Source organism: Catellatospora methionotrophica, from assembly GCF_011297335.1.
Lineage (GTDB): Bacteria > Actinomycetota > Actinomycetes > Mycobacteriales > Micromonosporaceae > Catellatospora > Catellatospora methionotrophica.
In genome coordinates, this window is sequence record NZ_JAAOTJ010000006.1 from 329,976 (window position 1) to 353,839 (window position 23,864).

Below are 23,864 nucleotides of genomic sequence, written 5' to 3' on the forward strand. Positions count from 1 at the left end.
TCGCGCTTCCCACGACCAGGCCATTACGTCGCTTGTTCACGACGTGTGGGCGATGCCGGCGTTGCGGTTCGCGCCGGTAGCCTGTTAGGTATGGGCGACGTATCAGCGGCGGCGGGCGACAGAGCGCAGCCGGACACCGAGTGGGGGCGCTACCTGCGCCGGATGACACGGCGTCCCGGCTGGTCGGTGGCCAAACTCGCCCGGGACTCGGGCATCGCCCGGCAGACGATCTTCGACTGGATCCGCGACGGCGGCGAGTCGGTGACCGTCGGCTCGGTGCGCCGCGTCGCCGAGGCGCTCGGCGACGACGTGGTCAGCGCCCTGACGGCCGCCGCCAACGTGGCCCACCGCGATGCCGACGCCGAGATCACCCCGATCCTGCAGTCCGACCTCGACCCGCAGGCCAAGGCCGAACTCGTCGAGTACGTCACCGGGCTGCGCGAGGCCCAGCGGCACGCCCGCAACACCGAGATCACCGCCATGCTCAACCGCCCCCGCCGAGCGGCCGCGTAACCGGCGCGGGTGCGGTCGGCGGGCACCCCCGCTGCTACGGTCGGATGAATGCGAGTCTCCGCGTTGATCCTGCCCGTGTACCCCTGGCGCGAAGGCCGGCACATCTGGCGGGAGGCCGAGGACGCCGGCTTCCACGCCGCCTACACCTACGACCACCTGTCCTGGCGTACGTTCCGCGACGGCCCCTGGTTCGGCGCGGTGCCGACGCTGACCGCCGCCGCCGGGGTCACGCGGCGGCTGCGGCTGGGCACCATGGTCACCTCGCCCAACTTCCGGCACCCGGTCACGCTCGCCAAGGACGTGATGACCCTCGACGACGTGTCGGACGGGCGGATCACGGTCGGCATCGGCGCGGGCGGGATCGGGTTCGACGCCGCGGTGCTGGGCCAGGCGCCCTGGTCCACCGCCGAGCGGACCGAGCGCTTCGAGGAGTTCGTGCCGCTGCTCGACCGGCTGCTCACCGACGGCGACACCACCCACCACGGCAAGCACTACTCGGCGTACGAGGCCCGCATGCTGCCCGGCTGCGTGCAGCGCCCGCGGGTGCCGCTGGCCGTGGCCGCCACCGGCCCGCGCGGGCTCGCCCTGGCGGCGCGGCACGGCCAGGCCTGGATCACCACCGGCCCGGCCCGCAAGGGCGACGAGACCGACCCCGAGCTGCTGCCCGGCATCATCGCGGGCCAGCTCGACGGGCTGGCCAGGGCGTGCGCCGCGCAGGACCGGGACCCGGCGGAACTGTCGCATGTCCTGCTCACCGGATTCACCCGGGAACAGCCGCTGGACTCGGTGCAGGCGTTCGTCGACTTCGCGGGACGCTACGCCGCGCTCGGCATCGACGAGATCGTGGTGCACCGTCCCATTCCGGGCACCTGTTTCGACCCCGGCCAGGGCATTTATGAAGAACTCCCGGCCGCGCTGACGGCGGCGTTCGGGGCGTGAGGCGACGTACCGGACGTCCCGTTTCGGCCCACTGAACGATCGATCAGTGTCTCCCGTGCATCCGGGATTTGTCGAGACGTCGACGCCCCGTTGCAACCTAGGTCACATCAACGGACTAGGCTTGCCGGTCGTGACACGCCGCGCAAAGATCGTCTGTACTCTCGGACCTGCCACCTGGTCCCCCGAGCGCCTCCGCGGGCTCGTCGAGGCCGGGATGGACGTCGCCCGCATGAACTTCAGCCACGGCTCCCACGCCGACCACGAGCAGGCATACCTGCGGGTCCGCGAGGTGGCCGCCGCCACCGGCAAGGCTGTGGCGACGCTGGCCGACCTGCAGGGCCCGAAGATCAGACTTGGCAAGTTCGCGGACGGCCCCCACGAGTGGCGTACCGGTGACAGTGTTGTCATCACCAGCGACGACATCCTTGGCACGGCCGACCGGGTCTCCTGCACCTATCGGAAGCTGCCGGCCGAGGTCAAGGCCGGCGACCGCCTGCTCATCGACGACGGCAAGGTCGCCGTCGAGGTGACGGCCGTAACCGGACCGGACATCCGCTGCCTCGTCATCGAGGGCGGGCCGGTCTCCAACAACAAGGGCGTCTCACTGCCGAACGTGGCCGTGTCGGTGCCCGCCATGTCCGAGAAGGACGCCGAGGACCTGCGCTTCGCGCTCGCGCTCGGCGTCGACCTCATCGCACTGTCGTTCGTGCGCTCGCCCGAGGACATCAAGCTGGTCCACGCGATCATGCACGAGATGGGCATCGTCCGCCCGGTCATCGCGAAGATCGAGAAGCCCGAGGCGGTCGACAACCTCGAGGCCATCACGGACGCGTTCGACGGCCTCATGGTCGCCCGCGGCGACCTCGGCGTCGAGCTCCCCCTCGACCAGGTCCCGCTGGTGCAGAAGCGCGCCGTCCAGCTCGGCCGCGAGTACGCCAAGCCGGTCATCGTCGCCACGCAGATGCTCGACTCCATGATCGAGAACTCGCGGCCCACCCGCGCCGAGGCCTCCGACGTCGCCAACGCCGTCCTCGACGGCGCGGACGCCGTGATGCTCTCGGGCGAGACCAGCGTCGGCAAGTACCCGGTGCTGACCGTCAGCACCATGGCGAAGATCATCACGACCACCGAGGCCGGTCAGATCGCCGTGCCGCGGCTGCAGCACGACCCGCGCACCCGTGGCGGCGCGCTGACCGTGGCCGCCTCGCAGATCGCCCGCGCCGTCGGCGCCAAGGCCCTGGTCGCGTTCACCGTCACCGGCGACACCGTGCACCGGCTCGCCCGCCTGCACTGCGACCTGCCGCTGCTGGCCTTCACCCCCGAGCGGGCCGTCCGCGACCAGCTCGCCCTCGCCTGGGGCGTGGAGACCTTCCTCATGCCGTTCGTGCACCACACCGACGACATGTTCCGCCAGGTGGACGAGCGGCTGCTCGGCCTCGGCCGGGCCAACGTCGGCGACTACGTCGTCGTCGTCGCGGGCAGCCCGCCCGGCACCCCCGGCTCCACCAACACCCTGCGCGTACACCAGCTCGGCTCGCTGGCCATGCCGCAGACCCTGGCCCAGGCCGCCCCGCCCGCCCAGAGCTAGGGTGAGCGCGACGCCGAGCGCAGTTCGGCCCGCGCGAACGGAAGTGACATGAGCGAGCCCATCACCGGTCAGGCCGCCGTGGACAGCCTGGTCGAGCTGCTGGACCTGGCCCCGGTCGACGAACTCGTCTTCCGGGGCCAGAACCCGCCGATCGGGCCGCCGCGCGTCTACGGCGGCCAGGTCGCCGCCCAGGCCCTGGTCGCCGGGGGCCGCACTGTCGACCCGTCCCGCCACGTCCACTCGCTGCACGGCTACTTCGTCCGCGCCGGGAACATGGCCGAGCCGATCGACTACCACGTCGAGAAGATCCGCGACGGGCGTTCCTTCTCGGTACGGCGCTCGGTGGCGATGCAGCGGGGCAAGCCGATCTTCCTCATGTCGGCCTCGTTCCAGGTACGCGAGGAAGGGCTCGACCACCACGATCCCGCCCCGGTCGACGTGCCCGGCCCCGACGAGCTGCCGACCATGGCCGACCGGCTCTCGCCGTACCCGGAACGCCTGGGCATCTGGAAGATCCTGCCCCGGCCCATGGACGTGCGCTACGTCGACGAGCCCGGCTGGGTGCGCCCCGGCAAGCGCGTCGCCAACGACCTGCAGCGGGTGTGGATGCGCCTGGACGGCAAGCTGCCCGACGACCCCCTGCTGCACGCCTGCGCGCTGACCTACCTGTCCGACCTGACGCTGCTCGACGCGGTCCTGTCGGTCCACGGCGAAGTGTGGGGCCCCGGCGGTGTCATCGGCGCGAGCCTCGATCACGCCCTCTGGTTCCACCGGCCGTTCCGCGCCGACGAATGGTTCCTCTACGACTGCGCCAGCCCCTCGGCCTCCGGCTCGCGCGGCCTGGCCACCGGCCGCATGTTCACCCGCGACGGCCGCCACATCGCCACCGCCGCCCAGGAGGGCCTCCTCCGCCCCGTCGGCGCCTGACCCCTCCCTCCCACTCCGTTTCGGCGAAGATCGCTATTTGGTGTCAAAACCTGGGGTCACACCGCACTTTCTGACCTCAAACGGCGATCTCCGTCCGAAACGTCAGCACCAGAAAAGGGATGAAGGGGAGGAGTCGGGCAGCCGGCGGGTGGGGCGGGTCACGGGGTGGGGATCGTTCGGGTGGGCGGAGCGGCCGTTCGGGCGATAATCGGGTCATGCGACTGTCCGCCCGTGTCGATTACGCGTTGCGTGCCGTGATCGAACTCGCCTCCGGGGGCGATGGCCCGGTGACCTCCGAGCGGATCGCCCGCGCGCAGGAGATCCCGCCGAAGTTCTGCGAGAGCATCCTGCTGCAGCTGCGCCGGGGCGGCATCGTGTTCGCCCAGCGCGGGCCCGAGGGCGGATACTGGCTGGCCCGGCCGGCCGAGCAGATCTCCCTGGTCGAGGTCGTCGAGGTGATCGACGGGCCGCTCAGTTCGCCACGGGCCGTGCAGGCCGACGCCCCACTGGGCGCGGCGCAGGCACTGCAGCAGGTGTGGACCGCCGTGGAGGAGTCCGAGCGGGCCATCCTGACCCAGGTCACCATTGCGCACGTCATCGCCGGAGTGCTGCCCGAACCCGTAGCCGCCCACCTGCCGCTCGCCGCCTCCTGACAGATTCCGGACAGCGTCGTTTCATCAATACTCAACACCCGGGTCTTGCCTCGCCTACCATTCCTATTAAACTGATCGGAAATACCAAGAAGCTGGGATCAGTAGGAGGCAGCGGCCGTGAGAAAACTCCTGGTCATGGCACTAGTGGGGTTCGCCGCCCAGCTCGTCGACGGCTCCCTCGGCATGGCCTACGGCGTCACCTCCAGCACCCTGCTCCTCATCGCCGGCATCTCCCCGGCCGCCGCCTCCGCCTCCGTGCACCTCGCCGAGGTCGGCACCACCCTCGCCTCCGGCATCTCGCACTGGCGCTTCGGCAACGTCGACTGGCGCGTCGTACGCAACATCGCCCTGCCCGGCGCCCTCGGCGCGTTCGCCGGCGCCACCGTGCTGAGCAACCTGTCCACCGAATCCGCCGTCCCGTGGACCGCCGGCATCCTGCTCGCGCTCGGCATCTACCTGCTGTACCGCTTCTCCCGCCCGCTGCGGCCCACCCGGCCCCGCGCCCTGCCGCGCCGCTTCCTCGCCCCGCTCGGCCTGTTCGCCGGGTTCATCGACGCCACCGGCGGCGGAGGATGGGGCCCCGTCGCCACGCCGACCCTGCTCGCCTCCGGCAGCATGGAACCCCGCAAGGTCATCGGCTCCGTCGGCACCTCCGAGTTCCTCGTCGCCGGTGCCGCCAGCGTCGGCTTCCTGCTCGGTCTCGGCTCCGAAGGCTTCGTGCTGCCGACCGTCGCCGCCCTGCTCGTCGGCGGCGTACTCGCCGCGCCGATCGCCGCCTGGCTGGTCCGCCACGTGCCCGCGCAGCTGCTCGGCGCGTTCGTGGGCGGGCTCATCATCCTCGTCAACACGCGCAGCCTGCTGCGGGCGTTCAAGGTCGAACCCGAGCTCGGGCCGTACCTGTACCCGCTGGAGGTGGCGCTGTGGGCGCTCGCCATCGGCTTCTCGGTACGCGCCTGGCGCCGCGGCAACCGGGCCGCCCAGCAGGTTCCGGCCGCCGAGCCGGAGCTCGTGCCCGCCGCCTGACCAGCGCACCTTCCAGTCCTTAGATTCCAGCCCGTAGCCGTGCGCCCCCAGTGGCCCGGCTACGGGCTGGAATCCTAGGACGGTCTAGGGGGAGTGGGGCACGCCGCGCGGATCGGTCGACCGGCGACGGTGAGTGATCAGGACTTCGAGCCGACATGTTCGTCGAGGCGGGCGACGGCTTCGCGCCGCGCCACCGACAGCGAGTTGCGGCGGTTCAGCCGCCAGGCGACACCGAGCAGGTCCAGCGCCCAGCCGCACAGCGCCAGGATGTCCGCCGACTCGTTGGCGAACAGGTAGCGGGGGTACTCGTACGTCCTGCCGTCCTTGGTGATCCGGTTGAGGGCGCGGCATCCGTCGGAGTGGAACAGCCCGCGCACGAAGTCTCCCGGCACCGCGGTGACGATCTCCCGCTGCCAGTCCACCAGTTCGATGCGGCGCTGGTGCTTCTTGCCCGGCCCAGCCTGGGGCAGCAGGCAGGGCCAGTGTTTGGCGACGCTCTGCACGGTCGTGCAGCCGATCGCGTGGACCCGGGACACCCGCCGGGCCAGGACGGCCAGCATCGCCTGCTCGCAGCGGTCCATGATGGCGGGATACGCGTCGGCGCAGGCGATCCGGAGTACGGGAACCCGCGCGGTGAGAGCGAGGTGCCCGTCGCCCAGATACTGTCCCAGCAGGTAGGCATAGGCGGGCAGGTCGTCGGGCAGCCGCGGCGTTTCCTGGCAGCGCGGGCACCGCTGGACGATGTCGTCGGTGGGCATGGGCCTGCGGCACCACTCCCAGACGGTCCGGTAGGGCAGGTCCATCCGGCGGGAGACCTCGGCGACCGTCAGACCGGCGTGGTGAAGGTCCCTGGCCGCGTTACGCACGGGGTGGGGGCGCACACGAGCAGCCTGCCGCAGGGGTGCGACAGGGAGTCTGAACAGGGAGTGCCCCCGGTGGGATTCGAACCCACACTGTCGGAGGTTTGAGCTCCGTCTCTCTGCCGGTTGGAGTACGGGGACTACGGCAGGCATTAGCGTACCTACTAGGCTGACGTGTGCGGCACCCGGTTACGGGTTGCCCGGTTCCGTTCGTGGTGTGGGGGTTGTGGTTCCGGTGACCGAGAAGCAGGCTGGTGTCGTGCGCAAGCGCGTGCTGATCGCGGAGGATGAGGCGCTGATCAGGCTGGACCTGGCCGAGATGCTCGGCGAGGAAGGCTACGACGTGGTCGGCGAGGCCGGTGACGGCGAGACCGCGGTGAAGCTGGCCGAGGAGCTGCACCCCGACCTGTGCATCCTGGACATCAAGATGCCGATCATGGACGGCCTGGCCGCCGCGGAGCGCATCGCCGGCGCGCGGATCGCCCCGGTGATCATCCTGACCGCGTTCAGCCAGCGTGACCTGGTCGAGCGGGCCCGTGCGGCCGGTGCGATGGCCTACCTGGTCAAGCCGTTCCAGCAGAGTGACCTGGTGCCCGCGATCGAGATCGCGCTGTCCCGGTTCGCCGAGGTCGCGGCGCTGGAGGCCGAGGTCGCCGGGCTCAACGACCGGCTGGAGACCCGCAAGGCAGTGGAGCGGGCCAAGGGCGCGCTGATGACGCAGTACGGGATGAACGAGCCGCAGGCGTTCAAGTGGATCCAGCGCACCGCGATGGACCACCGCCTGACGATGCGCGAGGTCGCCGAGCGGATCATCGTCGAGGCGGCTGACGCGGAGTCCGCCGAGTAGCAGCTCATGCGCGTGCCGCGGCCGGGGTCTGCGCGGTCGCGGCGGCGCGCCTACGATCGGTCGATGCTGTCCGGTCGTGGCCTGGTCGCGCTGACACTCCTCATCACGCTGGTGGGCGGGTGCACCGCGGCAGCGCCGTCGCCGGCTCCCGAGACCGTGCTGCGCCCGTCGTGGCGTGAGCTGACGCTGCCCGCGCCACCCGGCCCGCCGGGCCGCCTGGTGCTGCGCGACGCGACGGTCTGCGCGGGCCGCTGGTACCTGTCGGGGGCGCTCGCCGATCCGGCCGGGGTCACCCGGCCCGTGGTCTGGACCAGCGCGGACAGCGAAAGCTGGCGGACGCTGGACTTCCTGGGGACCACCTACTACGGCGAGCGGGCCGCGATCTACGCGCTCGGTTGCCGGGGGGACCGGATCGCGATGCTGGGGGCGCGCAGCGGTGGCGCGCACGGCAACCCCCGGATCACCCAGTGGTACGGCGGCCCGGACGGCCCGCTGCACGAGGTGATCGCGGGGTTCCAGCTGTTCGGAGGCCCGGACGCGGTGAACGTCGCGCGGCTCGCGGGTGGTGCGAAGGGCTGGGCGATCGCCGGGAACCGGCTGGCGGGGGCGGCGGTGTGGACGTCGCCGGACGCGACCGGGTTCGTCATCCGGGAGGGTCTGCCGGAGCTGGCCCGCGACGGCCGGGGCGAGACGATGGCGTACGACGTGGTGGCGACTGCGGACGGCTGGCTGATGGTCGGGGCGCTGAGCCCCGCGGACCGGCTGGACCGGGACGCGCTGGCGTGGGCTTCGCCGGACGGCGTGCACTGGACCCGCCTGCCCGCCCCGGCGACGGGGGAGTACGAGCAGTTCGACCGGGTCGCCCTGGTGGGCGGGGTGCCGTACGCGGTGGGCCTGCGGGGCGCGCGGTTCGGGGCGTGGCGGCTGGTGGACGGTGGGTGGGCCGACGCGGGGGTGTTCGGGTCGACGCGGCCGGGGCCGGTGGCGTGGGTGGCCGGTCTGGCGGTCACTGACGGGGGGCCGATGGCGGTCGTCTCGGATGGCGGGATGTACCGGTTGTGGCTCATGTCACCCGATCAGGGCTGGGTCGCGGTGGCTTCGCCTGCGCCGATGTCGGCGGCGGGGGTGTCCGCCGCGGGGGTCGCCGGGGCGGGGCGGCGGGTTCTGGTGATCGGCGACGACGGCGCGGGGGCGCATGTCTGGATCATGGACCTGCCGGCGAAGCACAGATAATACCCGCAGCTCACCGGGGGGTACCTCGGAATGGTGCTGCTCACGTAACGGTTGGGTCAACCCTTAGGCGAGGTCTTACCGATCCGGGTGTGAGTGGGATAACGTCCCTGGCCAGATCGTGGTTCACGATCTGTTCCGGTCTGCTTGCACGCACAGTGGCGTCTGCGGGTCCGGATCTCGGATGGAGGAGGGTTCTAGCCTTGAGGCAACGACTCGCGCGGGTGCTCGGAGGCGTCGCCATTCTGGCGCTCGTCGCCGGTGGCGCCGCCGCATGCAAGAAGGAAGAGCCGACGACGCCGGGCGGCAGCACCGTCTCGGGTCTGAAGATCGGTTTCTTCGGCGCACTCACCGGTGACGCCGCTGGCCTCGTGACGCCGGGTAAGAACGGCGCCGAGCTGGCGATCGCTGAGTACAACGCGGCCAACCCGGGCGCCAACGTCACCCTGGTGCCGTTCGACTCGCAGGGTTCGGGCGACAAGGCCGCTCCGCTGGCCACCGCCGCCGTCGCCGACGAGAAGATCATCGGTGTCGTCGGCCCGGCGTTCTCGGGTGAGTCCGAGGTCGCCAACCCGATCTTCGACAAGGCCGGCCTGCCGATCATCACGCAGTCCGCGACCCGCCCGAGCCTGAACAGCAAGGGCTGGAAGATCTTCCACCGTGGCGTCGGCAACGACCTGTCCCAGGGCCCGGCCATCGGCCGCTACCTGAAGGACGTCGCCAAGGCCGAGAAGGTCTTCCTGGTCGACGACCAGTCCGCGTACGGCACCGGCCTGCGCGACGAGGTCGAGAAGGTCGTCGGCGCCGCTGTCGTCGGCAAGGACAAGGTCACCGAGAAGCAGGTCGAGTTCGGCCCCGTCGTGACGGCTGTCAAGAACAGCGGCGCGACCGCGGTGTTCTACGGCGGTTACACCCCGGAGGCGGCCCCGTTCCTGAAGCAGCTGCGTGCCGGCGGCTTCAAGGGCACCTTCATCGGTGGCGACGGTCTCTACGACGCCAACATGCTGAGCGTGACCGGTAAGGCCGACGTCGAGGGCGCGGTCGTGACGTGCCCGTGTGGCCCGGCCACCGCGGCCAAGGGCAACTTCGTGGCCGACTTCAAGGCCAAGTTCGGCACCGACCCGGGCGTGTACGCCGACGTGGCGTACGACCTGACCAAGGTCTTCCTGGAGGGCTTCAAGGCCGGCAAGACCACGCGTGCCGACATGCAGGCGTTCCTGGGCACCTACAACGGCGTCGGCACCGCTACCGGTGTGACGTACAAGTGGGAGGCCAACGGCGAGCTCGACCCGGCGCAGGTCTCGATCTGGGCGTTCGTCGCCAAGGACGGCGCGTGGGCGAACCCGACGCAGCTCCCGAAGAGCTGATCTTTCCCGATCGGTAAGTGATTCGCAGTTGATACCCGGTGCGGCCGGAGGTTCCCCCTTCCGGCCGCACCCGGCTTTTCAGAAACCCTTTCGGGAGCCCCCGTGAATTTCGATGACCTGATCCAGGGTTTTCCTGATCTGACCACCACCGGATTGGCCCAAGGGTCGATCTACGCGCTGGTGGCGCTCGGGTACACCCTGGTCTACGGCGTCTTGCGTCTGATCAACTTTGCCCACTCCGAGGTCTTCATGTACGGCACCTTCGCCGCGCTGTGGACCTGGGGCCTGATGGGTTACGACAGCAACTCGGCCCGCCCCGACCTGGGGACGGCGCTGCTGCTGATCGTCGTCTCGCTGGTGGTCGCCTCACTGTTCTCCGGTGGTGTGGCGATGGTCGTCGAGGCGGTGGCCTACCGGCCGCTGCGCAAGCGCAACGCTCCACCCCTCGTCTTCCTGATCAGCGCCATCGGCGCGTCGTTCGTGCTCGCCGAGCTGATGGGTGCTTTCACCGAGCGCCGCCAGCAGGGCATTCCCGGCCTGCTGCCGACGGAGCCCCTGTTCTCGGCTGGTGGCTGGACCGTCTACCCGCTGCAGCTGATGACCTTCGTGGTCGCGCTGGCCGTGATGTTCGGCCTGGACTGGTTCGTGTCCAAGACCCGGTTCGGCCGGGGTATCCGGGCCGTCGCGCAGGACGCTGACACCGCCGCCCTGATGGGCGTGAACAAGGGCCGCGTGATCGGGCTCGTGTTCCTGCTCGGTGGCCTGCTGGCCGGTGTCGCCGCGGTCTTCTACAGCATGAAGCAGGGCAACACCCGCTTCAACGTGGGCTTCCTGATCGGTTTGAAGGCGTTCTCGGCCGCGGTGCTCGGCGGTATCGGCAACCTGCGCGGTGCGCTGGTCGGCGGTCTGCTGCTGGGCCTGGTCGAGGCGTACGGCGCGGCGCTGTTCGGCTCCAACTGGACCAACGTCATCGCGTTCGTGGTGCTGCTCGTCCTGCTGATGTTCCGCCCCACCGGTCTGCTGGGAGAATCGCTGGGGAGGGCCCGCGCATGACGACCGAGACTGTCAAGAAGCAGCGCTGGAAGCTGAACCTGCGGGATCGCTTCCAGGACCTGCCGCTGCCGGCCCGGATCACCGCGATGGCGGTGTTCGTGGTGCTGCTGTACCTGCTGCCGACGAAGGCGTTCTACGAGAACCTCGGCTTCCCGATCCCGATGGGCAGCGGCTACCTGCCGTTCTACACGACCGGCTCGGACATGGCCGGTGTGCTGTTCCAGTGCGGTTACTACATCCTGCTGGCGCTGGGCCTGAACGTGGTGCTCGGCTACGCCGGTCTGCTCGACCTCGGCTTCTTCGGCTTCTTCGCGGTCGGCGCGTACACGGTGGCGCTGCTGACGTCGCCGGAGAGCAAGCTGATCACGGAGTACAACTGGTTCGAGAGCCCGTGGCCGTGGCTGGTGACGGTGCCGATCGCGATCGCGCTGGCGATGCTGTCGGGTGTGCTGCTGGGCTGGCCGACGCTGCGGTTGCGCGGTGACTACCTGGCGATCGTGACACTGGGCTTCGCCGAGATCATCCGGATCGTGGCCAAGAACCAGGACTGGATCCTCAACGGCGACCGCGGCATCCCGAGCGTCGGGCACCCGCCGGGCACCTACTCCAACGGCGAGGCGATCTTCGAGCTGGACTTCGCGCCGTACTACTGGCTCGTGCTGACGGTGATCATCGTGGTCATCTTCCTGATCCGGAACCTGGCCAACAGCCGGGTCGGCCGGGCGTGGGTGGCCATCCGCGAGGACGAGGACGCGGCCGAGCTGATGGGCGTGCCCACGTTCAAGTTCAAGCTGTGGGCGTTCGCGATCGGTGCGGCGATCGGCGGCCTGTCCGGTTCGCTGTGGGCGGGCCAGGCGAACTTCGTCAACTCGGCGACGTTCAGCCTGGAGAACTCGATCCTGGTGCTGGCGGCGGTCCTGCTGGGCGGCGCGGGCAGCATCGGCGGCGCGATCCTGGGCGGCTTCCTGGTCATCTACCTGCCGGAGTGGCTGCGCTCGGTCGGTGACGTGTTCGGCTGGCCGACGCAGGTCACGGTGGGCGGCATCCACATCGACGTCAGCCCGACGTCGCTGCGGTTCGTCATCTTCGGCGCGCTGCTCATCGTGGTGATGATCTACCGCCCACAGGGCCTGTGGCCCAACCGCCGCCGCGCGGCGGAGCTCAAGGACCGGCAGAAGGAGGTGGCCCCCGTTGAGTGAGCGCAAACCTCTGCTGGAGGTCGACAACGTCACGCTGCGCTTCGGCGGTGTGGTGGCGCTGAACCAGGTCGACTTCACCCTCTACGAGGGCGAGATCCTGGGTCTGATCGGCCCGAACGGCGCCGGCAAGACGACCTGCTTCAACGCCATGACGGGCGTGTACCTGCCGACCGAGGGCCAGATCCGGTTCAAGGGCGAGCAGGTCAGCGGCAAGAAGCGCAACAAGATCACGAAGATGGGCATGGCCCGGACGTTCCAGAACATCCGTCTCTTCCCGGAGATGACGGCGCTGGAGAACGTCCTGGTGGGCGCGGACGCGCACAACACGACCAGCGTGCCGACGGCGCTGCTGCGGCTGCCCAAGCACTGGCGCGAGGAGCGCCAGAGCAAGGCGCGGGCGCTGGAGCTGCTGAACTTCGTGGGCATCACGGGCCGCAGCGACGACCTGGCCCGTAACCTGTCCTACGGTGACCAGCGGCGGCTGGAGATCGCCCGCGCGCTGGCCACCAATCCCGCGCTGCTCTGCCTGGACGAGCCGGCTGCCGGCTTCAACCCGGCGGAGAAGGTCGCGCTGCTGGAGCTGATCAAGAAGATCCGCGACTCGGGCGTGACCGTGCTGCTCATCGAGCACGACATGCGGCTGGTCATGGGTGTGACGGACCGGATCGTCGTGCTGGAGTTCGGCAGGAAGATCGCTGAGGGTACGCCCGAGGAAGTGCGGGACAACCCGAAGGTGGTCGCTGCGTACCTGGGGGTTCCCGATGCTGCTTGAGATCGACGACATCACGCTGCACTACGGGCGGATCCAGGCCCTGCACGGCATCAGCCTGCACGTCAACGAGGGTGAGGTCGTCGCGCTGATCGGCGCGAACGGGGCCGGCAAGTCGACCATCATGCGGGCCATCTCGGGCCTGCGGGCGGTGTCGAGCGGGGCGATCCGGTTCCAGGGCGAGGACATCAGCAAGGTCCGGGCGGACCTGCGGGTGGCCCGTGGCATCTGCCAGGCGCCGGAGGGCCGGGGCGTGTTCCCGGGTATGACGGTCCAGGAGAACCTGGAGATGGGCGCGTACATCCGGCGCGACCATGCGGCGATCGCGCAGGACATGGAGCGGGTCTACGGCCTGTTCCCGCGTCTGCTGGAGCGGCGCAAGCAGGCCGGTGGCACGCTGTCGGGCGGCGAGCAGCAGATGCTCGCGGTGGGCCGGGCGCTGATGGCGCGGCCGAAGCTGCTGCTGCTCGACGAGCCGTCGATGGGCCTCGCCCCGATGATCATCCAGCAGATCTTCACGATCATCACGGAGATCAACCAGCAGGGCACCACGGTGTTGCTGGTGGAGCAGAACGCGCAGCAGGCGCTGTCGCGCGCGCACCGGGCGTACGTGTTGGAGACCGGCAACATCGTCAAGGAGGGCACGGGGGCGGACCTGCTCCACGACCCGGCGGTGAAGGCGGCCTACCTCGGCGTGGCCTGATCGCTGAGCTGACGGGCGGCCCGTCGCACGCGTCCTGGGGGGCGTGGGCGGCGGGCCGCTCCTTGCCGTGCCGGGCGATGTGTCCCGGTTCGGACCAGGACGCGGCTCACCTTGCGTTACCGTGAATCATCACACGGTACGCAAAGGGGATGGATGTGCTCAAGAGACTGATTCCGGTCGGGGCGTGCGCGCTCGCGCTGGCCGCGGGCGGTTGCGGCGGCGGCGAGCCCGCCGCGTCCCCGAGCGCCGGACCCAGCGTGTCGGCCAACCCGACGCTGGCGGCGATGGTGCCCGACGCCATCAAGTCCGACGGCAAGATCCTGGTGGGCGTCGACGCGACGTACGCCCCGAACGAGTTCCTGGCCCCCGACGGCTCGACCGTGGTCGGCTTCGACGTCGACCTGTTCAAGGCCGTCGCGCAGACCCTCGGGCTGACCGCCGAGTTCCAGCCGGCCACCTTCGGCGACATCATCCCGGGTGTCGGCTCCGGCAAGTACGAGGTCGGCGTCTCCTCGTTCACCGTCAACGACGAGCGCAAGAAGCAGGCGCAGATGGTGACCTACTTCAGCGCCGGGACCCAGTGGGCGACCAAGACCGGCAACCCGGCCGGGATCAACCCCGCCGAACCGTGCGGCAAGCGCATCGCGGTGCAGAAGGACACGGTCCAGTTCGAGGACATCACCAAGCGGTCCGAGGCGTGCACCGCCGCGGGCAAGCCCGCCGTGGTCGTCCAGCCGTACGCGGGCCAGGACCAGGTCGCCAGCTCCGTGGTGTCCGGCAAGGACGACGCGATGCTGGCCGACTCGCCGGTCGCGGCGTACGCGGTCAAGCAGTCCAACGGGCAGCTGGAGCTGCTCGGCGACATCTACGACTCGGCCCCCTACGGCTACGTGGTCAGCAACAACCAGCCCGAGATGGCCAAGGCCCTGCAGGCGGCGGTCGACGAGCTGATCAAGAACGGGGCGTACGAGAAGATCCTGAGCAACTGGGGCGTGCAGGCGGGCGCCGTGCCGAGCGCGCAGATCAACCCGTAGGCCATGACCATCCCGGACACGTCGGCCACCCCGGTGCCGCGGGACGCCGAACCGATCAAGGCCATCCCGGTCCGGCACCCGGGACGGTGGGTCGCGATCGTGGTGATCGCGGTGCTGGCGGCGATGTTCGTGCACCTGCTGGTCACCAACAGCGCCTTCCAGTGGAAGTTCATGTTCCAGAACATGTTCACGCCACCGGTGATGCGCGGGCTGCTCGGCACCGTCTCGATCACGATCCTGGCGATGATCATCGGGGTGGTGCTGGGCATCGTGGTCGCGGTGGCCCGGCTGTCCAACAACCCGATCCTGCGCGGCACGTCGTGGGCGTACACCTGGTTCTTCCGGGCCGTGCCCCGGTACGTGCTGCTGATCGTCATGGGCAACCTGGGCATCCTGTGGCCGCGCCTGGAGATCGGCGTCCCGTTCGACACCTACCTCGGCAAGTTGTTCGGGCTGCAAGACGCGCACTGGCGGCTGTTCGGCATCACGACCCGCGAGCTGCTGGTCGGGTTCTGGGTCGGGGTGCTGGGCCTGGCGCTGTCGGAGGCCGCGTACATGGCCGAGATCGTGCGGGCGGGCATGCTGTCGGTCGACCCGGGCCAGGACGAGGCCGCCACCGCCCTCGGCATGAGCCGCGCGCAGGCCCTGCGGCGCGTGGTGCTGCCGCAGGCCATGCGCGTGATCATCCCGCCGACCGGCAACGAGACCATCGCGATGCTCAAGGACACCTCGCTGCTCATCGCGGTGCCGGTCACCGCCGAGCTGTTCTTCCAGCTGTCGGCCATCGGCAACCGCACCTTCCAGGTGTTCCCGATGCTGGTCGCCGCGATCCTGTGGTACCTGTTCCTGGTCAGCATCCTGCTGGTCGGCCAGTACTTCCTGGAGAAGCGCTTCTCCCGCGGCTACGGCCGCGCCGCCAAGGCGAAGATGAAGCTCGAAGGCCTCGCCGCCGAGCACGGAGCGAACCCGGAGCTGCCATGAGCCAGCGTTGCGAAGACCCCGCCGGCGGGGTGGCGGCATGAGCGACCAGGCGCGGCACCGCGCGCCGGACGACGACGCCCAGCCCGTGGTCCGCGCCGCGGACCCGCACCCGGCCGCCGGCGCGGAGCCCATGGTCCGGGCGGAGAACGTGCACAAGGCGTTCGGGCACGTCAAGGTGCTGCGCGGCATCGACGTGACGGTGCCGCGCGGCAACGTGTGCGTGGTGCTGGGCCCATCCGGCTCGGGCAAGTCGACGTTCCTGCGCTGCATCAACCACCTGGAGAAGATCGACGCCGGGCGGATCTGGGTCGACGGCAACCTCGTCGGCTACCAGCAGAAGGGCGACAAGCTCTACGAGCTGCACGACAAGGCGGTCGCCGCGCAGCGCCGCGAGATCGGCATGGTGTTCCAGCGCTTCAACCTGTTCCCGCACATGTGCGCGCTGGAGAACGTGATCGAGGCCCCCACCATGGTCAAGGGCCACGGCCGGGCCGACGCCCGCCGCCGAGGCATGGAACTGCTGGACCGCGTCGGCCTGGCCGACAAGGCCCTGAACTACCCGTCCCAGCTGTCCGGCGGCCAGCAGCAGCGTGTGGCCATCGCCCGCGCCCTGGCCATGGACCCCAAGCTGATGCTGTTCGACGAACCCACCAGCGCACTGGACCCCGAACTCGTCGGCGACGTCCTCGACGCCATGAAGGACCTGGCGAGATCCGGCATGACCATGGTCGTGGTCACTCACGAGATCGGCTTCGCCCGCGAGGTCGGCGACCAGCTCATCTTCATGGACGACGGCGTGGTCGTCGAATCCGGCGCTCCCCGGGAAGTCCTCGCCAACCCCCGACACCCCCGCACCCGCGACTTCCTCAGCAAGGTCCTCTGACCTCCGGACGCCGTCCCCGTCCCCGGTTGCCGTCCCTGGTTGCCGTTTCGACGGGCAACTCTGACGCGGTGTTCGGTCAGGATGCGGGCGCGGGACGCCGGGCCCGTGCGTGATCGACGTTGCCGTGCCGGGGCATTAGGGTGGGCATATGCCTACCGTCGCGGACCTGGAGTTCGGGAAGTACCTGCTGGTAACCACGTTCCGCAGGGACGGGCGGGCGGTGCCGACGCCGGTGTGGGCGGTGCGTGACGGGGCGGACATCTACGTCTGGACGGTCGCCGACAGCGGCAAGGTCAAACGGCTACGGCGCAGCAGCAAGGTCACCATCAGCGACTGCGACGTGCGCGGCAGGGTCACCGGACCCACCATCCCGGCCCGGGCCAGACTGCTCGGCCCGGACGAGACCGCGTCCGTGCGGCACCTGCTGGCAGGCAAGTACGGCATCCTCGGCCGGATCACGATGTGGGGCAGCTGGCTCCGGCGGGGCGCGAACGGCACCGTCGGCGTCCGCATCACCGAGCCGGTCGCCCGCGCCTGACCGGCCGGTGGGCATGGCGTCGCCGCCGTGGCGCGCCCGCGTGCGGGCAGCCGATTCCTGATCGACGTGACGTGCGGGCCGGCGGTGGCGGCGCGGGGGCGGGGCGTCGGGGGTAGGGCATAAGCTCTTCGGGTGACTGAGACGCTGCTGCTGCTTGATGGGCATTCGCTGGCTTACCGGGCGTTCTTCGCGCTGCCGGTGGAGAACTTCGCGACCTCGACGGGGCAGCCCACCAATGCCGTGTACGGGTTCACCTCGATGCTGATCAACGTGCTGCGCGACGAGAAGCCCACGCACATCGCGGTGGCCTTCGACGTGTCCCGGCAGTCGTTCCGCACCGAGCAGTACGCGGAGTACAAGGCCGGCCGGTCCGAGACGCCGACGGACTTCAAGGGGCAGGTCAGCCTGGTCCAGGAGGTGCTGGACGCGCTGCAGGTCAAGCACGTGGAGCTGGCCGGATACGAGGCCGACGACATCATCGCCACGCTGGCGCGCCAGGGGCGCGAGGCCGGGATGCGGGTGCTGATCTGCACCGGCGACCGCGACGCGTACCAGCTGGTCACCAAGGACGTCACGGTGCTGTACCCGCGCAAGGGCGTCTCCGACCTGGCGCGCATGGACCCGGCCGCGGTGCTGGAGAAGTACGGCGTCGGCCCGGAGCGCTACCGCGACCTGGCCGCCCTGGTCGGCGAGTCGAGCGACAACCTGCCCGGCGTGCCGGGCGTCGGCCCGAAGACCGCCGCCAAGTGGATCAACCAGTACGACGGGCTCGACGGCGTCATCGCCCACGTCGACGAGATCAAGGGCAAGGCGGGGGAGAGCCTGCGCGAGCACCTGGCCGGGGTGATGCGCAACCAGCAGATCAACCTGCTGCGCGACGACCTCACGCTGCCGCTGGACGTCCCGTCCTCGCTCTGGACCACCTGGGACCGTGAGGCCGTGCACCAGGTCTTCGACACGTTGCAGTTCCGGGTGCTGCGCGACCGGCTGTACCAGTACCTCGACACCGCCGAGCCGGAGGCCGAGGCCGGGTTCGACATCGACGGCGCGGTGCTCACCGAGCCCGGCGCGCTGGCGGCCTGGCTCAGCGAGCAGGCGACGGGCCCCGTCGGCGTCGCCGTGGCGGGCAGCTTCGGCCGGGGGACCGGCACGCTGACAGGCCTGGCGCTGGCCGCCGACCACCACGCCGTCTGGGTCGACCCGACAGAGCTGGAGCCGGTCGACGACGCCGCGCTGGCCGCCTGGCTCGCCGACGCGTCGCGCCCCAAGGTGCTGCACGACGCCAAGCCCGCCCTGCTGGCCCTGCAGGCGCGCGGCTGGGAGCTGAACGGGCTGACCCACGACACCGCGCTCGCGGCCTACCTGGCCCGCCCCGACCAGCGCTCGTACGACCTGGCCGACCTGGCCGTGCGCTACCTGCACCGGGAGCTGCGCGCGGAGGTCAACGACACCGGCCAGCTCGCGCTGGACTTCGGCGACGGCACCGCCGACCACGCGGCCGAGGAAGCGCTGATGCTGCGCGCCCGCGCGACCCTCGACCTGGTCGACGCGCTCGGCGGCGAGCTGGACCGCGGCGACGGCGAGCGGCTGCTGGCCGACATGGAACTGCCGCTGCTGCCGGTGCTGGCGTCGATGGAACGGATCGGCATCGCCGCCGACACCGACTACCTCACCGAGCTGGAGGCCCAGTTCGCGGGCGAGGTCAAGGCGGCGGCGCAGGCCGCGTACGGCGACGTGGGCCGCGAGTTCAACCTCGGCTCGCCCAAGCAGCTGCAGGAGATCCTGTTCGGCGAGCTGAACCTGCCCAAGACCAAGAAGATCAAGACGGGGTACACCACCGACGCCGACGCGCTGCAGTGGCTGTTCGCGCAGACCGGCCACCCGGTGCTGGAGCACCTGCTGCGCCACCGCGACGTCGCCAAACTCAAGTCGACCGTCGACGGCCTGCTCAAGTCCGTCAGCGACGACGGCCGCATCCACACCACGTTCTTCCAGACCGTCGCCGCGACCGGCCGGCTGTCCAGCACCGACCCGAACCTGCAGAACGTGCCGATCCGCACCGAGGAGGGCCGGCGCATCCGCCGCGCGTTCGTGGTCGGGCCCGGCTACGAGTCGCTGCTGACGGCCGACTACAGCCAGATCGAGATGCGCATCATGGCGCACCTGTCGCAGGACGCGGGCCTGATCGAGGCGTTCGCGACCGGCGAGGACCTGCACACCACGGTCGCCTCGAAGGTCTTCGCGACCGACGAGGTCACCGCCGAGCAGCGCCGCAGGATCAAAGCCATGTCGTACGGGCTCGCGTACGGCCTGTCGGCGTACGGGCTGTCGCAGCAGCTGGGCATCTCCACGGCCGAGGCCACCGGGCTGATGGAGGACTACTTCGCCCGCTTCGGCGGTGTGCGCGACTACCTGCACGCGGTCGTCGACCAGGCTCGCAAGGACGGCTACACGGCCACCATCATGGGCCGCCGCCGCTTCCTGCCCGACCTGGTCAGCGACAACCGGCAGCGCCGCGAGATGGCCGAGCGCATGGCGTTGAACGCCCCGATCCAGGGCTCGGCGGCCGACGTCATCAAGATGGCGATGCTGCGCGTCGACAAGGCGCTGCGCGCCGAGGGCCTGACCTCGCGGATGCTGCTGCAGGTCCACGACGAACTCGTGTTCGAGGTCGCGGCGGGCGAGCGGGAGACCCTGGAGGCGCTGGTCCGCCGCGAGATGGGCGGGGCCGTCGACCTGTCGGTGCCGCTGGAGGTCTCCGTCGGTTCCGGCCACGACTGGAACGCCGCCGACCACTGACGCCGCCACCACGGCCGGCGCTGCGGCGATCGGTTCGCGCTTCTGTTGGCGGCGCAAGATCGCTGTTTCGGGTCAGGATCTGCGGCCGGACCGCAGATTTTGACCGGAGACAGCGATCATCGCTGGCTTCGGCGGGTTCCAGCCGGATCAGGGGGCGGATCAGCCGGGCAAAGCGGTCGGATCGGACTCCGCTGATCAGGGGGGCCGGGTGGATTGCTCCGGTGCGGTGGGGTCAGGGCTGGGTGAGGGTGGTGGTGGCCTCGGCGATGATCTCGTCGGGGGTCAGGGTGATGGGGATGACGACGGTGGCCGGCTCGCCGGCGGGGGACTCGAGGTCGGCGAGCTGGGAGTCGAGCAGGCGCGGGTTGAAGAAGTGGCCGGGCCGGTGCGACAGGCGCGAGGCCAGCAGCTCGCGGGAGCCGTCGAGATAGACCACCACCAGGCCGGGGGCGGCTTCGCGGAGCAGGTCGCGGTAGGAGCGTTTGAGCGCCGAGCAGGCCAGCACCGCGGGCACGCCCTCGTCCTGCTGACCGGCCAGCCAGTCGGCGCAGGCGCGCAGCCACGGCGCGCGGTCGGCGTCGGTCAGCGGGATGCCCGCCGACATCTTCGCGATGTTGGACTGCGGGTGCAGGTCGTCGCCGTCGGCGAAGACCGCGCCGAGGCGTTCGGCGAGCCTGGTGCCGATGGTGGTCTTGCCGCTGCCGGAGACTCCCATGACGACTACGGTCGAGGCGTTCACGATCGTGACACTAGCTCAGCGCGCGCCGCCCGGTCGGCGACACGGGGGAGAGCGCCGCTCCGGCCGCATGGCGGGACCCCCACGGCCGGAGCGGCGCGCACCGGGTGCGGTGGAGGCACACCCGGCGCGCGCGGACCCTTTACAGGGCCCGCTTGTTCAGCAGGCGGTTCGGTGTGCCGGAGAGGCTGCCGGTGACCACGCCCGCGGTGGAGTTGGTGACGATCCAGGAGTGCACGACCGACTGGCTGGCGTCGCCGTAGGCCGACTTGTAGAGCACGGCGATGCCCGCCGCGTGCGGGGTCGACATCGAGGTGCCGTTCTTGCTGCCGGTGCCGCCGCCGGGGACCGTCGACACGATGCCCGAGCCGGGCCCGTACAGGTCGACGCAGGTGCCGGTGGAGGAGTAGCTGGCGCGGGCGTCGGCCGAGGTGGTCGCGGCGACCACGAGCGCCGCGGTCAGGTTGCGGGGCAGCCGGTCGCAGGAGTTGCCGCCGGTGTTGCCCGCCGAGGTGGCCAGGAAGACGCCCGCGTTCATCAGGTTCGTCAGGGCGGTGGCCAGCGTCGCGCTGTACGTCATGTTCCACGACGTGTTGGCCACGGCGGGCTTGACGTGGTTGGTGCGTACCCAGTTGACCGCCGCGACGGCCGCCGAGGTGGTGCCGCTGCCAGCGCAGTTGAGCCACTTCACGCCGTGCAGGGTCACGGCCTTGGCCACGCCGTACGAGGTGGAGCCGATGGTGCCCGCGACGTGCGTGCCGTGGCTGTTGCAGTCGGTGTTGTTGGTGTCGATGGCGTTGTAGTCGAACCGGGCCCGCCCTCCGAAGTTCGGGTGCGCGGCGTCGATGCCCGAGTCGATGATGTACGCGTGCACGCCCGCACCGGTCGCGGTGTAGGTGTAGCTCGCCGACAGCGGCAGGTTGGTCTGGTCGACGCGGTCGATGCCCCACGCGGGTGGGTTGGCCTGCGTGGTGTCCAGTACGCCGTGGTGCCAGGCGTCCTGCTCGATGGCCAGCACGTCGGCGCTGTGCGACAGCTCGCGCACCTGCGCGGGGGTCAGCGCGGCGGCGAACCCGTTGACGGTGGTGCCGAAGTCGGCGCGGGCGGTGGTCCGCAGGGCGCGCAGCGCGACCGCGCGGTCCGCGCCCGGCCGGAAGGTGACCAGGTAGACGCCGGGGACCAGGGTGACGTCGGCGGAGGTGGGGGCGGTGACCGGGACCGGGGTCGCCCGGTAGGGCGCGCCGGCGGCGAGCGCTGGAGTCGGCAGGGCCACGGTGGCGGCCAGGGCGGTGGCGGTGATCGCGGTGAGGGCCAGCAGGCGGGCAGGCCAGGACCGGTTGGTTGGCACGTGTTCCTCCCCAGAACCATGCGCCGTCCTGTTTGGACGGCAACTGGCTCGGAGAGTACATAGATGTTGTTACAGGAATCAATGAGCGGCGGCGCGGCTGTCGGCATACGCGAAAAGGCGCCGCCCCTTTCGGGACGGCGCCTGTGCTCGCGGGCCAGGTCACTCAGGCTTGGGCGGCTCCACGATCTTCGCGTGCTCGCGGTCGTAGCGGATGCCGGGCCGCTCGCGGCTGTGGTGGTAGCTGTAGACGAAGTAGATGACGAAGCCGATCAGCATCCAGACCGCGAACCGGACCCACGTGTCGACCGGCAGGTTGAGCATCAGCCACAGGCTGGCCAGCGCGGCCAGGATCGGCACCAGCGGCACCCACGGCACCCGGAACGGGCGGTGCAGGTCGGGCCGGGTCTTGCGCAGCACGATCACGCCGAGCGCCACCACGAAGAAGGCGAACAGGGTGCCGATGCTGACCAGCTCGGACAGCTTCTCCAGCGGGATGAACGCGGCCAGCAGCGCGATCAGGACGCCGACACCGATGGTGATCAGGTACGGGGTGCCGTACGTGCGGTGCACCTTGGCCATGCCGACCGGCAGCAGGCCGTCGCGGGACATCGCGAACAGCACGCGTACCTGGCCGAGCATGAGCACCAGCACCACGGTGGTGATGCCGCAGATCGCGCCGAGCGAGATGAGCTTGGCGACCCAGGGCTGGCCGACCACGTCGAAGGCGTGCGCCAGCGGCGCGTCGACGGCCAGTTCGGTGTAGTGCACCATGCCCGTGATGACCAGCGAGACCAGCACGTAGAGCAGGGTGCAGATGACCAGCGAGCCGATGATGCCGCGGGGCATGTCCCGCTGCGGGTTGCGTACCTCCTCGGCGGTGGTCGCCACGATGTCGAAGCCGATGTAGGCGAAGAACACGATCGCGGCGGCGGCCAGGATGCCGGGGATGCCGAAGTGCACCGGATCGATGCCGAGCAGCAGCTGGGACAGCGGTGTGTGCCACACCCCGCCGCCGGTCTGCGCGGCCGGCTCGGCCGGCGGGATGAACGGCTTGTAGTTGGCGAACTTGATGAAGAACGCGCCCACGACGATGACCAGCAGCACCACGGCCACCTTGATGGCGACCAGGATGCCGGAGACCCGGCTGGACAGCTTCGTGCCGAGTACGCCCACGATGGTGCAGACCGCCACGATGAAGATCGCCCCGAAGTCGGGGATGGCCTTCTCGCCGGCGACCCATCCGGGCAGGCTGAGCAGGTTCGCCAGGTAGGCCGACCAGCCGCGGGCCACCACCGCCGCACCCAGGCCGAGTTCGAGGACCAGGTCCCACCCGATGATCCAGGCGACGATCTCGCCCAGGGTGGCGTACGAGTAGGTGTAGGCCGAACCGGCCACCGGCACGGTCGAGGCGAACTCGGCGTAGCAGAGCGCCGCCAGGGCGCAGACGATGCCGGCCACCACGAACGAGATCACGATGGCGGGACCGGCGTTGACGGCGGCCTGGCGGCCGGTCAGCACGAAGATGCCGGTGCCGATGATCACGGCCACGCCGAAGATGATCAGGTCGAGGGTGGTCAGGTTCTTCTTGAGTCTGTGTTCAGGCTCGACCGTCTCGGCCATCTCGGCTTCGATGCGCTTTGTCCTGAATATCCCTGTTGCCACGCCCTGATCATGCGCTCGGCGTCACCCCTTACGCGCCGTTTCCGCAAAAGTGCCATTGCACCCCTCGGTAAGGCCGCCGGGGTCGGGTCAAGATCGCTGTTTCGTGCCTTTCGGTCAGGCTGAACCCGCGTTTCTGGCACGAAACAGCGATCAACGATCGGCGCGCTGCCGAAGCAGGCGCGGGGCAGGGCGCGGAGCCCGGAGCGGCGCGG

The 23,864-nt window shown here is 70.2% G+C and carries 22 protein-coding genes and 1 tRNA gene; 18 read left to right on the top strand and 5 right to left on the bottom strand.

Annotation, left to right across the window (positions count from 1 at the left end; genetic code table 11):
* Window positions 1–90 precede the first annotated feature (90 nt).
* From HAV40_RS17710 to HAV40_RS17735, 6 genes are all read left to right on the top strand, one after another.
* Window positions 91–513, top strand: a complete 423-nt coding sequence (locus tag HAV40_RS17710) for a helix-turn-helix domain-containing protein (protein ID WP_166382559.1) — start codon at window positions 91–93, stop codon at window positions 511–513.
* A gap of 48 nt (window positions 514–561) precedes the next feature.
* A complete protein-coding gene (locus HAV40_RS17715) occupies window positions 562–1,452 on the top strand; it encodes an LLM class flavin-dependent oxidoreductase (protein WP_166382561.1) in 891 nt (296 codons plus the stop codon).
* A gap of 130 nt (window positions 1,453–1,582) precedes the next feature.
* Window positions 1,583–3,040 carry a pyruvate kinase gene (gene pyk / locus HAV40_RS17720; RefSeq protein WP_166382563.1) on the top strand — a complete coding sequence of 486 codons (1,458 nt, stop codon included), beginning with the start codon at window positions 1,583–1,585 and terminating at the stop codon, window positions 3,038–3,040.
* A 48-nt stretch (window positions 3,041–3,088) separates the two neighbouring features.
* Entirely contained in the window at window positions 3,089–3,967 is an 879-nt protein-coding gene (locus HAV40_RS17725; protein WP_166382565.1) for an acyl-CoA thioesterase, read from the top strand.
* Window positions 3,968–4,182: 215 nt separating this feature from the next.
* The gene (locus HAV40_RS17730) at window positions 4,183–4,620 is read left to right on the top strand and encodes an RrF2 family transcriptional regulator (protein WP_166382567.1); all 438 of its coding nucleotides are present in this window, start codon (window positions 4,183–4,185) and stop codon (window positions 4,618–4,620) included.
* Between the two features lie 117 nt (window positions 4,621–4,737).
* Window positions 4,738–5,643, top strand: a complete 906-nt coding sequence (locus HAV40_RS17735) for a sulfite exporter TauE/SafE family protein (RefSeq protein WP_166382569.1) — start codon at window positions 4,738–4,740, stop codon at window positions 5,641–5,643.
* Window positions 5,644–5,780: 137 nt separating this feature from the next.
* Here HAV40_RS17735 and HAV40_RS17740 read toward each other — a convergent pair whose 3' ends face one another.
* Both HAV40_RS17740 and HAV40_RS17745 read right to left on the bottom strand, forming a co-directional pair.
* The gene (locus HAV40_RS17740) at window positions 5,781–6,524 is read right to left on the bottom strand and encodes a terminase gpP N-terminus-related DNA-binding protein (protein WP_166382571.1); all 744 of its coding nucleotides are present in this window, start codon (window positions 6,522–6,524) and stop codon (window positions 5,781–5,783) included.
* Between the two features lie 46 nt (window positions 6,525–6,570).
* Window positions 6,571–6,644: transfer RNA gene (locus tag HAV40_RS17745), tRNA-Leu, on the bottom strand.
* A 94-nt stretch (window positions 6,645–6,738) separates the two neighbouring features.
* On the opposite strand from HAV40_RS17745, the gene HAV40_RS17750 reads away from it, so the two are divergent.
* The 12 genes from HAV40_RS17750 to polA all read left to right on the top strand — a co-directional run bounded on the left by HAV40_RS17750 (window position 6,739) and on the right by polA (window position 19,906).
* Window positions 6,739–7,350, top strand: coding sequence for an ANTAR domain-containing response regulator (locus HAV40_RS17750; protein WP_166382573.1), 612 nt, complete (start codon window positions 6,739–6,741; stop codon window positions 7,348–7,350).
* Window positions 7,351–7,413: 63 nt separating this feature from the next.
* A complete protein-coding gene (locus tag HAV40_RS17755; protein WP_166382575.1) occupies window positions 7,414–8,583 on the top strand; it encodes a hypothetical protein in 1,170 nt (389 codons plus the stop codon).
* Window positions 8,584–8,783: 200 nt separating this feature from the next.
* Complete coding sequence (locus tag HAV40_RS17760) at window positions 8,784–9,947, top strand: branched-chain amino acid ABC transporter substrate-binding protein (RefSeq protein WP_166382577.1); 1,164 nt, start codon at window positions 8,784–8,786, stop codon at window positions 9,945–9,947.
* Window positions 9,948–10,049: 102 nt separating this feature from the next.
* Entirely contained in the window at window positions 10,050–11,000 is a 951-nt protein-coding gene (locus HAV40_RS17765) for a branched-chain amino acid ABC transporter permease (RefSeq protein ID WP_166382579.1), read from the top strand.
* On the top strand, window positions 10,997–12,199 hold the full coding sequence (locus HAV40_RS17770) for a branched-chain amino acid ABC transporter permease (RefSeq protein WP_166382581.1): 1,203 nt from the start codon (window positions 10,997–10,999) through the stop codon (window positions 12,197–12,199). The genes HAV40_RS17765 and HAV40_RS17770 overlap by 4 nt, the downstream gene beginning before the upstream one ends.
* On the top strand, window positions 12,192–12,971 hold the full coding sequence (locus HAV40_RS17775; protein WP_166382583.1) for an ABC transporter ATP-binding protein: 780 nt from the start codon (window positions 12,192–12,194) through the stop codon (window positions 12,969–12,971). Before HAV40_RS17770 ends, HAV40_RS17775 begins: the two co-directional genes overlap by 8 nt.
* Window positions 12,961–13,671: an ABC transporter ATP-binding protein gene (locus tag HAV40_RS17780; protein ID WP_166382585.1), complete on the top strand. Its 711-nt coding sequence runs from the start codon at window positions 12,961–12,963 to the stop codon at window positions 13,669–13,671. The genes HAV40_RS17775 and HAV40_RS17780 overlap by 11 nt, the downstream gene beginning before the upstream one ends.
* A gap of 149 nt (window positions 13,672–13,820) precedes the next feature.
* Window positions 13,821–14,705 carry an ABC transporter substrate-binding protein gene (locus HAV40_RS17785; RefSeq protein WP_166382587.1) on the top strand — a complete coding sequence of 295 codons (885 nt, stop codon included), beginning with the start codon at window positions 13,821–13,823 and terminating at the stop codon, window positions 14,703–14,705.
* 3 nt (window positions 14,706–14,708) lie between these two features.
* Window positions 14,709–15,686: an amino acid ABC transporter permease gene (locus HAV40_RS17790; RefSeq protein WP_166382589.1), complete on the top strand. Its 978-nt coding sequence runs from the start codon at window positions 14,709–14,711 to the stop codon at window positions 15,684–15,686.
* Window positions 15,687–15,816: 130 nt separating this feature from the next.
* Window positions 15,817–16,569: an amino acid ABC transporter ATP-binding protein gene (locus HAV40_RS17795; protein WP_166382688.1), complete on the top strand. Its 753-nt coding sequence runs from the start codon at window positions 15,817–15,819 to the stop codon at window positions 16,567–16,569.
* Window positions 16,570–16,717: 148 nt separating this feature from the next.
* Window positions 16,718–17,107 (top strand): PPOX class F420-dependent oxidoreductase, encoded by a 390-nt coding sequence (locus HAV40_RS17800; RefSeq protein ID WP_166382591.1) that lies wholly within the window; start codon window positions 16,718–16,720, stop codon window positions 17,105–17,107.
* Window positions 17,108–17,239: 132 nt separating this feature from the next.
* Complete coding sequence (polA, locus tag HAV40_RS17805; RefSeq protein WP_166382593.1) at window positions 17,240–19,906, top strand: DNA polymerase I; 2,667 nt, start codon at window positions 17,240–17,242, stop codon at window positions 19,904–19,906.
* 232 nt (window positions 19,907–20,138) lie between these two features.
* Here the strand turns inward: polA and HAV40_RS17810 are convergent, their stop codons facing one another.
* The 3 genes from HAV40_RS17810 to HAV40_RS17820 all read right to left on the bottom strand — a co-directional run bounded on the left by HAV40_RS17810 (window position 20,139) and on the right by HAV40_RS17820 (window position 23,652).
* Window positions 20,139–20,645: a gluconokinase gene (locus tag HAV40_RS17810; RefSeq protein ID WP_239085806.1), complete on the bottom strand. Its 507-nt coding sequence runs from the start codon at window positions 20,643–20,645 to the stop codon at window positions 20,139–20,141.
* Window positions 20,646–20,784: 139 nt separating this feature from the next.
* Window positions 20,785–21,990, bottom strand: coding sequence for a S8 family peptidase (locus tag HAV40_RS17815; RefSeq protein ID WP_166382595.1), 1,206 nt, complete (start codon window positions 21,988–21,990; stop codon window positions 20,785–20,787).
* A 159-nt stretch (window positions 21,991–22,149) separates the two neighbouring features.
* Window positions 22,150–23,652 (bottom strand): amino acid permease, encoded by a 1,503-nt coding sequence (locus tag HAV40_RS17820; RefSeq protein WP_166382597.1) that lies wholly within the window; start codon window positions 23,650–23,652, stop codon window positions 22,150–22,152.
* Window positions 23,653–23,864: the final 212 nt, after the last annotated feature.

Excerpts from the sequence above, each read along its gene's own strand:
- HAV40_RS17710 (WP_166382559.1), top strand. The coding sequence starts at position 91 with ATGGGCGACGTATCAGCGGCGGCGGGCGACAGAGCGCAGCCGGACACC.
- HAV40_RS17715 (WP_166382561.1), top strand. The coding sequence starts at position 562 with ATGCGAGTCTCCGCGTTGATCCTGCCCGTGTACCCCTGGCGCGAAGGC.
- HAV40_RS17725 (WP_166382565.1), top strand. The coding sequence starts at position 3,089 with ATGAGCGAGCCCATCACCGGTCAGGCCGCCGTGGACAGCCTGGTCGAG.
- HAV40_RS17730 (WP_166382567.1), top strand. The coding sequence starts at position 4,183 with ATGCGACTGTCCGCCCGTGTCGATTACGCGTTGCGTGCCGTGATCGAA.
- HAV40_RS17755 (WP_166382575.1), top strand. The coding sequence starts at position 7,414 with ATGCTGTCCGGTCGTGGCCTGGTCGCGCTGACACTCCTCATCACGCTG.
- HAV40_RS17770 (WP_166382581.1), top strand. The coding sequence starts at position 10,997 with ATGACGACCGAGACTGTCAAGAAGCAGCGCTGGAAGCTGAACCTGCGG.
- HAV40_RS17780 (WP_166382585.1), top strand. The coding sequence starts at position 12,961 with ATGCTGCTTGAGATCGACGACATCACGCTGCACTACGGGCGGATCCAG.
- HAV40_RS17785 (WP_166382587.1), top strand. The coding sequence starts at position 13,821 with ATGGATGTGCTCAAGAGACTGATTCCGGTCGGGGCGTGCGCGCTCGCG.
- HAV40_RS17790 (WP_166382589.1), top strand. The coding sequence starts at position 14,709 with ATGACCATCCCGGACACGTCGGCCACCCCGGTGCCGCGGGACGCCGAA.
- HAV40_RS17795 (WP_166382688.1), top strand. The coding sequence starts at position 15,817 with ATGGTCCGGGCGGAGAACGTGCACAAGGCGTTCGGGCACGTCAAGGTG.
- HAV40_RS17800 (WP_166382591.1), top strand. The coding sequence starts at position 16,718 with ATGCCTACCGTCGCGGACCTGGAGTTCGGGAAGTACCTGCTGGTAACC.